The 13,435-nt window shown below is 67.3% G+C and carries 10 protein-coding genes; 1 reads left to right on the forward strand and 9 read right to left on the reverse strand.

What is annotated here, in order from left to right:
* Positions 1-5: 5 nt before the first annotated feature.
* The 8 genes from IB268_RS04855 to IB268_RS04890 all read right to left on the reverse strand — a co-directional run bounded on the left by IB268_RS04855 (position 6) and on the right by IB268_RS04890 (position 11,293).
* Positions 6-1,415 carry an amidase gene (locus tag IB268_RS04855; RefSeq protein WP_054451989.1) on the reverse strand — a complete coding sequence of 470 codons (1,410 nt, stop codon included), beginning with the start codon at positions 1,413-1,415 and terminating at the stop codon, positions 6-8.
* Between the two features lie 32 nt (positions 1,416-1,447).
* Positions 1,448-3,139 (reverse strand): ABC transporter ATP-binding protein, encoded by a 1,692-nt coding sequence (locus IB268_RS04860; protein WP_192353913.1) that lies wholly within the window; start codon positions 3,137-3,139, stop codon positions 1,448-1,450.
* Between the two features lie 5 nt (positions 3,140-3,144).
* Complete coding sequence (locus IB268_RS04865) at positions 3,145-4,050, reverse strand: ABC transporter permease (RefSeq protein WP_054451987.1); 906 nt, start codon at positions 4,048-4,050, stop codon at positions 3,145-3,147.
* A gap of 4 nt (positions 4,051-4,054) precedes the next feature.
* Entirely contained in the window at positions 4,055-4,996 is a 942-nt protein-coding gene (locus IB268_RS04870; protein WP_054451986.1) for an ABC transporter permease, read from the reverse strand.
* 26 nt (positions 4,997-5,022) lie between these two features.
* Complete coding sequence (locus IB268_RS04875) at positions 5,023-6,588, reverse strand: ABC transporter substrate-binding protein (protein WP_054451985.1); 1,566 nt, start codon at positions 6,586-6,588, stop codon at positions 5,023-5,025.
* Between the two features lie 82 nt (positions 6,589-6,670).
* Positions 6,671-8,179 (reverse strand): M81 family metallopeptidase, encoded by a 1,509-nt coding sequence (locus IB268_RS04880; protein WP_119450318.1) that lies wholly within the window; start codon positions 8,177-8,179, stop codon positions 6,671-6,673.
* Positions 8,180-8,382: 203 nt separating this feature from the next.
* Positions 8,383-9,876, reverse strand: a complete 1,494-nt coding sequence (locus IB268_RS04885) for a CoA-acylating methylmalonate-semialdehyde dehydrogenase (RefSeq protein ID WP_192353914.1) — start codon at positions 9,874-9,876, stop codon at positions 8,383-8,385.
* Positions 9,877-9,967: 91 nt separating this feature from the next.
* Positions 9,968-11,293, reverse strand: a complete 1,326-nt coding sequence (locus tag IB268_RS04890) for an aspartate aminotransferase family protein (RefSeq protein ID WP_054451982.1) — start codon at positions 11,291-11,293, stop codon at positions 9,968-9,970.
* A gap of 161 nt (positions 11,294-11,454) precedes the next feature.
* Between IB268_RS04890 and IB268_RS04895 the strand changes: the two genes are divergently transcribed.
* On the forward strand, positions 11,455-12,876 hold the full coding sequence (locus IB268_RS04895) for a PLP-dependent aminotransferase family protein (protein WP_054451981.1): 1,422 nt from the start codon (positions 11,455-11,457) through the stop codon (positions 12,874-12,876).
* A gap of 1 nt (position 12,877) precedes the next feature.
* Here IB268_RS04895 and IB268_RS04900 read toward each other — a convergent pair whose 3' ends face one another.
* Complete coding sequence (locus tag IB268_RS04900) at positions 12,878-13,363, reverse strand: dihydrofolate reductase (protein ID WP_054451980.1); 486 nt, start codon at positions 13,361-13,363, stop codon at positions 12,878-12,880.
* Positions 13,364-13,435: the final 72 nt, after the last annotated feature.

Here is a 13,435-nt window from a genome sequence, read left to right on the forward strand (position 1 = left end):
ATCGGTCAGGCCGCCCGGGGCGGCTGGGGCCAGGGGTGTTGTTCGGGTCGCATGGCTTCCCAGGCGCGCGCCATGCGCAGCACCCCCAGGTCGTCAAAGCGCGCGCCGGCGATCTGCAGGCCGATGGGCAGGCCGGCCTTGGTGTAGCCGCAATTGACGGACGCCGCGGGCTGCTCGCTCATGTTGTACGGAAGCGTGAATCCGATGTGGTGCATGGTGGTCGCGACCTCGTTGGTGGGCGACGGCCATTCGGCGTTGTAGGCGACCACCGGGGCCACGGGCGAGAGCACGTAGTCGTAGGGCGCGCAGGCCGCGACCGTCTTGGCGCGCACGTTCATGGTCTCGTAGTAGCTGCGGAATACGGCTTCGCCGGACTGGCCGCCGCCGCTTTCCGCCCAGGTGCGGATGAAGGGCAGGATCTTGTCGCGGCGGGCCTGCGGCAAGGCCGACAGATCGATGGCCGAGCGCGTGCGCCAGAAGCGGTCCACGCCCTCCAGCATGTCGGGCGTCATCCAGGGCTGCATCGGCGTCACGATGGCGCCGGCGGCCTCGAAGGCGCGGGCAGCGGCCTCGACCGCGGCGCGGATTTCCGGGTCCAGGGGCAGGCCGCAGCCCGCATCCATGAGCAAGCCGATGCGCAGGCCGCGCAGGTCGAGTTCCAGGTCCAGCCAGTCGAAGTCCTGGTAGGGCAGGCTCATGTGGTCGCGCGCGTCGGGCTGCGACAGCACGCCCATCATGAGCGCCGAGTCGGCGACGGTGCGCGTCATGGGGCCGGCGCAGCGGCCCATGAACGGCGGGTCGATGGGGATGCGGCCCAGGCTGGGCTTGAGCGTGGCAATGCCGCACCAGGCCGCCGGCAGACGCACGGAACCGCCGATGTCGGTGCCGATATGCAGCGGGCCGTAGCCTGCGGCTGCCGCGGCGCCCGCGCCGGCGCTGGAGCCTCCGGGGTTCTTGGAAAGGTCCCAGGGATTGCGGGTCAGTTCATGGAAGCTGGACAGTCCCGAGGACAGCATGCCGAAGTCGGGCATGGTGGTCTTGCCCAGCAGCACGGCGCCCGCCTCGCGCATGCGGGCGGCCGGCGGTGCATCGGCGGCGGCAGGCTTCAATTCCGTTGCTGCCGTGCCCAGCGGCACCGGCACGCCGCGCGTGGCGATGTTTTCCTTGATGGTGGCGGGCACGCCGTCCAGCGTGTGCCCGCCGGTCGCCAGCGGTTCGCCCTTCATCCAGCGAGCCTCGGAGGCGCGGGCCTGCGCCAGCGCGCCGTCCGCATCCAGCGCGTAAGTGGCCTTCAGCTGGGGCTCCCAGCGGGCGATATGCTCCAGCACCGAGCGGGTGACTTCGACGGGCGAGAGCGTCTTGTCGCGGTAGGCCTGGAGCAGCTCCACGGCGGACAGTTCATGCGGTTGCGGCATTTCGGTTCCAGTGTGTGTACAGGCTGCGAGTTTCAGGGCACGGCCGCGTGGCCCAGGCCGGCGGCGACCGGCCGGAAGTTGCGGAAGTCCCAGTCGCGTCCGGGGGCGGCGTCGATCAGGGCCCGCGTGTATTCGTGGCGCGGTTCGGTCAGCACGGTTTCGGCGGAGCCGGTTTCGACGACCTTGCCTCGCTGCATGACCATGATGGTGTCGCAGATCTGTGCCGCCACGCGCAGGTCGTGGGTGATGAACAGCACGCCCACGCCGGTGCGCTGGCGCACCTGTTCCAGCAGTTCCAGCACCTGCGCCTGCACCGACACGTCCAATGCGGACACGGCTTCGTCGGCCACCAGGACCTCGGGGTCCATGACCAGGGCGCGCGCGATGCAGATGCGCTGGCGCTGGCCGCCGGAGAACTGGTGCGGGTAGCGGTTCATTGCGTCCGGACTCAGGCCCACCACGCTCAGCGTTTCGCCGGCGCGCTTCAATGCCTGCTCGCGGGCCACGCCGAAGTTCAAGAGGCCCTCGATGATGGACTCACCGACGGTGCGTCGCGGATTCAGCGAACGGTACGGATCCTGGAACACGATCTGGATGCGGCGGCGCACCGGGCGCAGCGCCGACCCGGACAGGGTGCTGAGGTCTTCGCCGCCCATCATCATGTGGCCGGCGGTGGGTTCGATCAGGCGCACGATGCAGCGCGCCACGGTCGACTTGCCTGAACCGGACTCGCCCACGATGCCCAGGATCTCGCCCTTGCGCAGCGTCAGGTTGACGTCGGCGGCCGCGATCACGTTGCGCGCGGCCTGGCGCGAGAACAGCGAACTCTTGGTGCCGTAGGTGCGGCCCAGGCCCTTGACGTGCAGCACCGGCATGCCGGCCGGCGCCTCGCGGCGCGAGGGCACCAGGCTGGGTACGGACGACACCAGGCGACGGGTATAGGACTGCTTGGGCTCGGCCAGGATCTCGTTGCGCGTGCCGCTTTCGATCAGGTCGCCGCGGTTCATCACCACGATGCGGTCGGAGATCTCGGCCACCACGCCGAAGTCGTGGGTGATGAACAGCACCGCGGTCTGGTGCTTGACCTGCAGTTCCTTGATGAGCGCCAAAATCTGCTTCTGCGTGGTGACGTCCAGCGCCGTGGTCGGCTCGTCCGCGATCAGCAGCTTGGGCTCCAGGATCAGCGCCATGGCGATCACGATGCGCTGGCGCTGGCCGCCCGACAACTGGTGCGGATAGGCTTCGAAGATGCGTTCGACGTCTGGCAGGTGCACCGACCGGAACATGTCCAGCACCTTGGCGCGGCGCTCCGCGGCCGACATCTGCTTGCGGTGCAGGCGCAGCACTTCGTCGACCTGCTTGCCCACGGTGTGCACGGGGTTCAGCGCGGTCATGGGTTCCTGGAACACCATGGCCATGCGCGTGGCGCGCATCTCGCGCAGGCGGCGCTGCGTGGCCGTGACCACGTCTTCGCCTTCCACGCGGATCGAACCCGCGCTGACGCCCAGCACGCCGGGAGGCAGCAGGCCCATGACGGCCAGCGAGGTGACGGATTTGCCGGAGCCGGATTCGCCGACCACGCACACGGTTTCGCCGGCATGCACGTCCAGGCTCAGGTTGCGCACGACGCGGTTGCCGGCGCCGGCGACTTCCACCGAGAGGTTGCGGATGGCCAGGATGGCGGTCGAAGTATCGCCCGCGGGAGGAGTGGGGGAATAGGTCATCGGCATCAGATCCTGCGCACCATTTTCGGGTCCAGCGCGTCGCGCAAGGCGTCGCCCAGGATGTTCACGCTGAGCACGGTCAGCGACAGGAACAGGCCGGGGAACAGGATCAGGCCGGGCAGCATGCGGAAGTACATGCGTCCTTCGGACATGATGTTGCCCCAGGAGGCGATCTCGGGCGGGATGCCCGCGCCCAGGAAGCTCAGGATGGCTTCGGTGAGCATGGCGGACGCGAACACATAGGTGCCCTGTACCGTCAGCGGCGCGATGGTGCTGGGCACCATGTGGCGCCACAGCAGCAGCGGCAGCGGCGTGCCCAGGGCCAGCGCGGCTTCGACATAGGGTTCGCCGCGCACGGTCAGGATCTGGCCGCGCACCAGCCGCACCACGCGTGGAATTTCGGGGATGGTGATGGCGACCAGAACGGTGGTGATGCTGGCGCCAGTGACCGACACCAGGGCGATCGCCAGCAGGATGCCGGGGATGGCCATGATGGCGTCCATGGTGCGCATGATCAGCCCGTCCAGTGAACGGAACCAGCCCGCGATCACGCCGATGACCAGGCCGATGGCGACGCTGACCAGCGCCGCGCCCAGGCCCGCGATCAGCGAGACGCGCGCGCCGTAGGCCACGCGCGACCAGACGTCGCGGCCGAAGGCGTCGGTGCCCAGCAGGTAATCGGAGAAGGGCGGCTTCAGGCGTGCGCCGGGGTTGATCGAGGTGGGGTCGACGGTACCCAGCAGCGGTGCGAACAGCGCGATGGCGACGACGGCCACCAGCACGATCAGCGCCAGCATCACGGGCCAGCTTTTGAGGCCCTGGCGGATCTGGCGCCAGGCGGTGGCTTGGGGCGTGCCGCCGCCGGGGAGATCTGCGGCCGCTTGCGCGGCGGCATCGGTTGGCGTTTGCATGGTGTTAGTACCTGATCCGAGGGTCGAACACCGTGTAGGCGCAATCGACAACAAGATTGATGAACACGTAGACGAACGCGAAGAAGAGCGTCAGGCCCTGGATGACGGGGTAATCGCGCGCGAGCACGGCTTCCACCACCAGCCGGCCCAGGCCGGGGATGTTGAACACCGATTCGGTCACGACCACGCCGCTGATCAGCAGCGCGATGCCCAGGCCCACCACCGTGGCGATGGGCACGGCGGCGTTGCGCAGGGCGTGGCCCAGCAGCACGCCGGTTTCGCCCAGGCCCTTGGAGCGCGCCGTGCGGATGAAGTCCTCGCCCATGACCTCGATGACGCTGGTGCGCGTGATGCGCGCGATCAGCGCCACGTAGACCGTGGACAGGGCCAGCGACGGCAGGATGAGGCGGTGCAGGTACGGCCAGAAGCCCTTGGCCAGCGGCGCGTAGCCCTGCACGTTGAACCAGCCCAGCTTGATGGCGAAGAGCCAGATCAGCAGGTAGCCCGTGACGAAGACCGGCACCGAGAATCCCAGCACCGAGAAGCCCATCACGGCGCGGTCCAGCAGCTTGCCTTGGCGCCATGCAGCCAGCACGCCCAGCGGAATGGCGACGAGCAGGGTGAACACCAGGGTCAGCACCGCCAGGCTGAGCGACGGTTCCAGGCGCTGGCCGATCAGCTTGGTGACCGGCACGCCCGACATGAGCGAAGTGCCCAGGTCGCCTTGCAGGAGCTTGCCGCCCCAGATGAAGAACTGCTTGATGACCGGCTGGTCCAGGCCCATCGTCTGGCGTATCTGGACGATGCGCTCGGGCGTGGCGCCGTCGCCCGCCATGATGATGGCCGGATCTCCCGGGCTGAAACGCAATATCGCGAAGACCACCACCGCGACCATCACCAGAACGGGGATGGTCGCGAGGAGCCGGCGTGAGACAAATGCCAGCATGTATTTCCCCCTGAACTACTTGCCCATCAAGGGGCTTTCTTGACGTTCCAGAACGCGAACACCGGCGCGTGCACCAGGCCCGAGAGCTTGGTCGAGTAGACGGTGGGCACGGACATCTGGCCCAGCGGCACGTACAGGCCTTCATCGATGCCGATGCGCTGCACTTCCTCGGCGATCTTCTTCTGTTCCGCGGGGTCGGAGGTCAGCGCCATCTTGGTGCGCAGCTCTTCGATCTGCGGGAAGTCGGGCCAGCCGAACCAGGCGTTGTCGCCGTTGGCCGCGGCCGGGGCGGAACGGACCGGGTCCATCACGTCGGTGGCGTACCAGTTGGTGTTGTGGATGTTCCAGCCGCCTTCCGCGGGCGCAGCCTTCGAGGCGCGGCGCGTTGCGACGCTTTGCCAGTCCATCGCGGCCAGGTTGACGTTGAAGCCGGCCTTGCGCAGCGCCTGCGCCATCACCACCGGCTGCGCCGACAGCGTACCGACGTCGGTCGCGTGCATGACCAGGATGGGCGTGTTGTCGTAGCCCGCTTCCTTCAGCAGCGCCTTGGCCTTTTCGATGTTGGACGGCACCACCATGTCCTTGCCGATGTCGCTTTCCAGCGGCGTGCCGCAACCCCACAGCGAGGCGCAGGTCTTCCAGTACTTCGGATTGCCGACCAGCGCCTTCATCACGTCTTCCTGGCCGATGGCGTACATCGCGGCCTGGCGCACCTTCTTATTGTTGAAGGGCGGGTACTTGAAGTTGAAGCGGTACATCGTGAAGTAGCCGACCGGGCTGAGCGACTCTTCCTTCAGATCCTTGTTGCCTTCGATCATCGGCAGCAGGTCGTAGGGGAACTGTTCGACGAAGTCGATCTCGCCGCCCAGCAGCGCGTTGGCGGTGGTCAGCGCATCCGGCATGACGTCCCATTCGACCTTGTCGACGTTGACGACCTTGCCGCCGGCCAGGCCGCTTGCGGGTTCCTTGCGCGGCACGTAGTCGGCGTTCTTGGCGTAGACGGTCTTCACGCCCGGCTTGAATTCGATGACCTTGAACGGACCCGAGCCGGTCATGTCGGTGATGGGCTGGCCGATGGCCTGTTCGGCGATGCGCTTGGGCATCATGAACGGCGCGGTGCCGGTGGGCTTGGACAGGGCGCGCAGCGCCAGGTCCGTGGGTTCCTTCATGACGATGCGGAAATTCTTGTCGTCGATGACTTCGATCTTGTCGGTGAACTTCAGCAGCGTGCGGCCCATGCCGTCGCCGGCGGCCCAGCGCTTGATCGAAGCGACGCAATCCTCGGACGTCACCGGCTTGCCGTCATGCCATTTCTGGCCGTCGCGCAAGGTCATGGTGTAGGTCTTGCCGTCGGGGGAGACTTCCCACTTTTCCAGCATCTGCGGCTGGATCTTGTTGTCGGCGTCGGTGGCCAGCAGGGTGTCGTAAATCATGTAGCCGTGCCACGTCGTGATGTACGCGGTGGTGGCATGCGGGTCGGTCAGGCGCAGAGGCGAGTGCATCACCGACTTGATGACGGTCTCGGCGTAGGCGCCGTGAGCCATCATCATGGTGGCGCCGGCCAGCGCGGCCGCTCGGACGTACTTCAGCATGAATGTTCCCCTTGATGCGTGGTGAGCGGCGCCATCGCGCCGCTGCGTCGTTGGTCCGCCGCGCGGTGGCGGCGTGCGAGCTTCAGGCGGTAGCGGGCCCGCCCGAAAAGACAGGTCCGCAAGGCGCCATTCTGATGCCGGGACGCAACCGTGTCCATGGTTGTTTTGCCGCATCCATCAGCATGGAACCCGGGGCCGCGCATACCAGGATCTTTTCCGCGATGCCGGTGAAATCCGCGCGGAAGTGGGCGGAGCTCTTGACCACCAGGATCGCTGCGCGTTGCGGTTCCACGCCGGCGAAGCGGAACATCTCCTGGTCGGCCATCTGCACCTTGTTGGAGGCGACGATGATGCGTACGCCGCCTACGCGCAGGCAGGCGCTGGGGCCCAGGTCCATATGGAAGCCGCGATAGAAGGCGCCGTGCGTATCGAAGCGTCCATCTGAAGTTTTCTCGACGATGAACTCGGTGTCCAGCGGTTCATCATCGGGAATACCCGAGTGTCCACCCAATGCAATACGTACCTTGTTTCCAGCGCCCGCGCGATGGGCCGCCAGCGCGGCCGCGGGGTCGACGATGAGGCCGATGGCGGTGTCGCGCGCATCGTGCCGGATCAGGGCGCGCAAGACGCCGGTGGTGTCCGAGCTGCCGCCCGCGCCCGGGTTGTCCTGCGCGTCGGCGATGACCACGGGTTTGTGCGCGTCGCGCGCCAGGCGCATGGCTTCCTGCACGGCTTCGTCGGGCGTGTAGAGCCTGCCGCCGAAGTCGCGTTCGGCGTTGAGCACGGCGCGCGCCATTTCGTCGGCAGCGGCGTCGGCGTCGGCTTGGGTGGCGCCATAAGCCCAAACGGTGGGCGCGCACTCGGGGAAATCGGCTGCGGGAAAACCCGTGGCGAACGACAGGCTGAGGGCGCCACGCGCTTCGATGTCGCCCACCATCTGGTACAGGCTGCGCGAGGGTTCGATGTCGGTGGACTGCCAGCACAGCGAAATCAGGTAGGGCAGCGCACGCAGGGCCACGCAGGGCCGCGGCGCGCCCGCCAGCCGCGCGGCCAGCAGTTCGGCTGCGCGCTGCCCGGTTTCGGCCATGTCGATGTGAGGATAGGTGCGATAGCAGACCAGCGCGTCCGCGTGGCGCACCATGGCGCGGGTGACGTTGGCATGCAGGTCCAGGCTGGCCACGACAGGCACGTCCGGACCCACCAGCTCGCGCACGCGTTTGAGCAGTTCGCCTTCGCCGTCGTCCAGGTGTTCCGTGACCATGGCGCCGTGCAGGTCCAGATAGACGCCATCCAGCGGCAGCGCCTGCGACAGCCCCTGCAGGATCATCGCGCTGATGCGTTCGAACGCATCCTTGGTGACCGGACCCGAGGGGCTGGCCGCCGCCCAGGTAGTAGGTAGCAAGGTGTGCCGTCCCATGGCTTCGATGAAGCCCGCCACCGGTATGTTGGCGCCCGCCACCGCCTGGAACATGGCGGGCCCGCTGACCAGCTTGGGCCAGCCCCCGCCTTTCTCGGCAAAATCTTCCCACGCCGCGCGCGAAGGCGCGAACGTATTGGTCTCATGCTGAAAGCCGCCTATCCCGATGCGCATCAGGATTCCCCTTGTCGTTTTTGATATGAGGAAGGCGCGGCTACGCCGCGCCCGTTTCAGTTCCCGCTGCAAACGGGCACAACGCAACTAACTGGCAAGATCGTCCCAAGCGGGGTCGCGCGGATCCGGCTTTGCCGGTCCGCAGCGACGCCCCCTTGAGGGGGGGCCGCCTGAGGGGGAAGCGCGCAGCGCTCCGGGGGGGCTCACTTCGCTACAGGCATGGTGAACTCGGCGCCCTTGGCGATGCTGTCAGGCCAGCGCTGCATCACGCTCTTGTAGCGCGAATAGAAGCGGATGCCTTCTTCGCCGTAGGCGTGATGGTCGCCGAACAGCGAGCGCTTCCAGCCGCCGAACGAATGCCAGGCCATGGGTACCGGGATCGGCACGTTGATGCCGACCATGCCGACCTTGATCTGGCGCGCGAAGGCGCGCGCCACGCCGCCGTCGGACGTGAAGCAGGCCACGCCATTGCCGAATTCATGGGCGTTGATCAGTTCGACTGCCGAGGCGAAGTCCGGCACGCGCACCACGCACAGCACAGGCCCGAAGATTTCTTCGCGGTAGATGTTCATGGCAGGCTTGACGTTGTCGAACAGCGTGCCGCCGAGGAAGAAGCCCTTTTCGTTGCCAGGTACCTTCAAACCGCGGCCGTCGACCACCAGCGTGGCGCCGGCGGCGATGCCGTCTTCGATATAGCCCACGACCTTGCCGCGATGCTGCGAGGTGACGAGCGGGCCCATCTCCGCATCGCCTTGCATGCCGTCCTTGACCACCAGCGCCTTGACGCGCGGCGTCAGGCGTTCGACCACCTTGTCGGCCACGTCGCCCACCGCCACCGCCACCGAGATGGCCATGCAGCGTTCGCCGGCCGAGCCATAGGCCGCGCCCATCAGCGCGTCGGTGACCTGGTCCAGGTCGGCATCGGGCATGACCACCATGTGGTTCTTCGCGCCGCCCAGCGCCTGCACGCGCTTGCCGCGGCGGGTGCCTTCGGCGTAGATGTATTCGGCAATCGGCGTCGAGCCGACGAAGGACAGGGCCTCGACGTCGGGATGCGCGATCAGCGCGTCCACCGCCTGCTTGTCGCCGTGCACGACGTTGAACACGCCTTCGGGCAGGCCGGCTTCGGCCAGCAGTTCGGCCAGGCGCACGGATGCCGACGGGTCGCGCTCGGAAGGCTTGAGCACGAAGGTGTTGCCGCAGGCGATGGCCACCGGGAACATCCAGCACGGCACCATCATGGGGAAGTTGAACGGCGTGATGCCGGCCACTACGCCCAGGGCCTGGCGCATGCTCCAGTTGTCGATGCCGCCGCCGATCTGGTCGGAGTACTGGCCCTTCATCAACTGCGGAATGCCGCAGGCGAATTCGACGATTTCGATGCCGCGCGTGACCTCGCCCTTGGCGTCGGAGAAGACCTTGCCATGTTCGCGGGTGATCAGTTCTGCCAGTTCGTCCTGATGCTTGTCCAGCAGCGCCTTGAAATTGAACAGGATGCGTGCGCGCTTGAGCGCGGGCGTTTCGGACCAGGCCGGAAACGCGGCCTTGGCAGCGGCCACGGCCAGCGCGACTTCGTCATTCGATGCCAGCGGAATGGACGCGGTAACTTCGCCGGTGGCGGGGTTGAAGCCGTCGGCGTAGCGGTTGCTGCGGCCGTCGTAGTGCCGGCCATTGATGAAATGCGGGATCTTCTTCATGGGAACGCTCGAATCTGGGGCTTTGAAAAATGCCACAGGGCGGCCGTCGGCCGCCCAGGCGAAAAACCGCCCCTCGCGGGGCGGCGGACGATCAGGCGACTTCTTTCAGGATGCGGCCGATCTGTTCGAAGATCTGGCCGATCTGCGCCTCTTCGATGATGAGCGGGGGCGAGATCGCGATGATGTCGCCGGTGTACCGCACCATCAGGCCGCTGTCGAAGCACTTCTGGAAGACTTCGGCGGCGCGCGCGCCGGGAGCGCCCGCGCGCGGCGCGAGCTCAATGCCGCAGACCAGACCCAGGTTGCGCACGTCGATGACGTGCGGCGCGCCCTTCAGGCTGTGGGCGGCTTCCTGGAAGGCGCCGGACAGCTTGCGGGCGCGGCCGAACAGGTCTTCGCGGCGGTAGATGTCCAGCGTGGCCAGGATGGCGGCGGCGGCCAGCGGGTGCGCCGAATAGGTGTAGCCGTGGAAGAACTCGATGCCGCCGGCCGGGCCGTTGACGATGGCGTCATGCACTTCGCGCTTGACCGCAACCGCGCCAGCCGGCACGGCGGCGTTGCTCACGCCCTTGGCCATGGCGATGATGTCCGGCGTGACGCCGAAGAACTCGGAGGCCGTGGCGGCGCCCAGGCGGCCGTACGCGGTGATGACTTCGTCGAATATCAGCAGGATGCCGTGCTTGGAGGTGATCTCGCGCAACTTTTCCAGATAGCCCTTGGGCGGGATCAGCACGCCGGTCGAACCCGCCATGGGTTCGACGATGACCGCGGCGATGGTGGACGGGTCGTGCAGGGCGACGATGCGCTCCAGTTCGTCGGCAAGGTGCGCGCCCCAGGCCGGCTGGCCCTTGGAATAGGCGTTCTGCTCGATGTTGTGGGTGTGCGGCAGATGATCCACGGCGGGCAGCAGCGCGCCGGAGAAGGTCTTGCGGTTGGTCGAGATGCCGCCGACCGAGATGCCGCCGAAGCCTACGCCGTGGTAGCCGCGCTCGCGGCCGATCAGGCGGGTGCGCTGGCCTTCGCCGCGGGCGCGGTGATAGGCCAGGGCGATCTTCAGGCAGGTGTCGACGGATTCGGAGCCCGAGTTCGTGAAGAAAACCCGGTCCAGGCCCTGCGGCATCATGCTCGCGACGGCGGTCGCGGCCTCGAAGGCCAGCGGGTGGCCCAGCTGGAAGCCCGGCGCGTAGTCCATCACGCCTGCCTGTTTGGAGATCGCGGCGACGATTTCTTCGCGGCCGTGGCCGGCGTTGACGCACCAAAGGCCTGCCGTGCCGTCCAGGATCTGGCGGCCGTCGGTCGAGGTGTAATACATGCCCTTGGCGGTCGCCAGCATGCGCGGGTGTGCCTTGAACTGCTTGTTGGCAGTGAAGGGCATCCAGAGGTGGGACAGGTCGGGCAGTTTGTCGGGGGCGTTCATGGCGGCTCCAGGGGACGGACAAGCGCTGGACTTGGGCGACGGTTGTGCAGCCAGCGGGATTGAAACGATTCTGGTGCGTCCGGATAGGAATGAAAATATACGATCCGCGCAAATGCGGCTAACTGTATAGTTATGAACGACACAACTGTACAGTTATCTCCGTGATCGATTTCCAGCCCAACCGCGCTCGCGGCCAGGCGCCGACCCTGGTCGAGCAGCTGGTCGCCGCCATCCTGCGCGCCATCGAAGAACAGACACTGCGTCCGGGTATGTCCCTACCCTCGGTGCGGGAGTTTGCTCGCCTGTATGACGTCAGCACCTTCACGGTGGCCAGCGCCTACAGCCGGCTGGTATCGCTGGGCTGGCTGGCGGCGCGGCCGGGCGCGGGCTATCGGGTCGCGACGCCGGACGCGCCGGCGCGCCCCGCCCAGCCGCCATCCTGGGAGCCGCCGCGCCTGAACGCCGGCTGGCTGCTGTCGGATATCTTCGCGGACCATTCCATCCCCATCAAATCGGGCTGCGGCTGGCTGCCGGGCGAATGGTTGAACGAAGAGGGGCTGCACATGGCCCTGCGCCATATGGGGCGGGTGCCGGCCATGCGTATCGCGAACTACGGCCATCCCTACGGCTACGCGCCGCTGCGCGAGACCATCGCGGCCAGCCTGAGCGCGCAGGGCATGGAGGTCGAGGCCTCGCAGGTCGTGCTGACCCAGGGCGTGACGCACGGGCTGGACATGGTGATACGCACCCTGCTGCGGCCGGGCGACACGGTGGTGGTGGAACAGCCCGCCTACGCCAACCTGCTGCAGATGCTGCGTCTGGCTGGCTTGCGGGCGGTGTCCGTGCCCCGCACGCCGGACGGGCTGGACTGCGAGGCGCTGGAAGCGGTGGTGGCTCGCCACCGGCCGAGAGCGCTGGTCGTCAACACCGCCTTGCAGAACCCGTCGGGCGCCAGCATCAGCATGGCCAATGCCTTCCGCATCCTGCAGGCGGCCGAGCGGCATGGCCTGTGGGTGGTGGAAGACGATATCTCGCGCGAACTTGCGCCCGGCGTAACGCCCATGCTGGCCGCCCTGGACGGGGCGCGGCGCGTGGTCTACCTGGGCGGCTACTCCAAGGTCATCAGTCCATCGGTGCGGGTGGGCTACGTGGTGGCGCATCGCGATCTGGCGCGCGACATCGCGCGCACCAAGATGGCGGTGGGCCTGACCTCGCCGGAGATCATGGAGCGCATCGTCCACCAGGTCATCCGCGAAGGCCGCTACCGTGCCCACATCGCCCGCACCCGCGAACGGCTGGCAGAGGCCCATGCCGGCGTGGGCGAGCTGATGGCGCAGCATGGCTTCGAGATATATGGGAGGCCGCAAGGCGGCCTCTTCCTGTGGGCCAAGGTGGCCGGGCAGTGGCGCGAACGCGGCGCCAACGGACTCGCGGAACTGGCGCTAAAGGACGGGATCTGGCTGGCGCCCGGTTCCTATTTCGAGGCGGACGAGGCCGATACGCCCTGGGTGCGTTTCAACGTCGCTTACTCGGAGGCGCCAGCGCTCTGGCGCTTCATGCGAAATGCCGGGGCGGCGGCCTGAGTCACTGGCGCTCGTAAGTCACGAAATCGTATTCGTAGCCGTTTTCGGCCGGCTGCGCTTCGCGCGCCGTTTCCTTCCATTGGAAGGCGGGCAGCAGGGGGAAGAAGGCGTCGCCTTCAACCTCGGCGCGGACTTCAGTGGCCAGCACGCGCTGGGCCAGCGGCAGGGCTTGCGCGTAGATCTGCGCGCCGCCGATCACATAGGCCGCATCGATGTCGCCGCAGGCCTGGATCGCTGCTTCGAGCGACGGCACCACGATGGCGCCCGCAGCGCTGAAATCGGGGTTGCGGCTGATCACGATGTTGCTGCGGCCGGGCAACGGCCGACCCAGCGAGTCCCAGGTCTTGCGGCCCATGATGATGGGGTGGCCCAGGGTGCTGCGCTTGAAATGCGCCAGATCGCCCGGCAGTTTCCAGGGCAGGGCATTGTCGCGTCCGATGGCGCGATTGGTGGAGTAGGCGACGATGAGGGTAAGGCTGGCGGGCATGCGGGGTCGGGACGGTAGGGGTTCGGCCGGTTGGCTACGGCAAGCGTAGCAAATTTGCGCGGCGGCTTGCGC

It is taken from the genome of Achromobacter sp. ACM01, from assembly GCF_014851745.1.
Classification (GTDB): domain Bacteria; phylum Pseudomonadota; class Gammaproteobacteria; order Burkholderiales; family Burkholderiaceae_B; genus Achromobacter; species Achromobacter aegrifaciens.

What these genes read in the sequence shown, in the direction of transcription:
- IB268_RS04890 (WP_054451982.1), bottom strand. Translation starts at nt 11,293, where the DNA reads ATGAACGCCCCCGACAAACTGCCCGACCTGTCCCACCTCTGGATGCCC.
- IB268_RS04870 (WP_054451986.1), bottom strand. Translation starts at nt 4,996, where the DNA reads ATGCTGGCATTTGTCTCACGCCGGCTCCTCGCGACCATCCCCGTTCTG.
- IB268_RS04880 (WP_119450318.1), bottom strand. Translation starts at nt 8,179, where the DNA reads ATGCGCATCGGGATAGGCGGCTTTCAGCATGAGACCAATACGTTCGCG.
- IB268_RS04875 (WP_054451985.1), bottom strand. Translation starts at nt 6,588, where the DNA reads ATGCTGAAGTACGTCCGAGCGGCCGCGCTGGCCGGCGCCACCATGATG.
- IB268_RS04855 (WP_054451989.1), bottom strand. Translation starts at nt 1,415, where the DNA reads ATGCCGCAACCGCATGAACTGTCCGCCGTGGAGCTGCTCCAGGCCTAC.
- IB268_RS04900 (WP_054451980.1), bottom strand. Translation starts at nt 13,363, where the DNA reads ATGCCCGCCAGCCTTACCCTCATCGTCGCCTACTCCACCAATCGCGCC.
- IB268_RS04865 (WP_054451987.1), bottom strand. Translation starts at nt 4,050, where the DNA reads ATGCAAACGCCAACCGATGCCGCCGCGCAAGCGGCCGCAGATCTCCCC.
- IB268_RS04860 (WP_192353913.1), bottom strand. Translation starts at nt 3,139, where the DNA reads ATGACCTATTCCCCCACTCCTCCCGCGGGCGATACTTCGACCGCCATC.
- IB268_RS04885 (WP_192353914.1), bottom strand. Translation starts at nt 9,876, where the DNA reads ATGAAGAAGATCCCGCATTTCATCAATGGCCGGCACTACGACGGCCGC.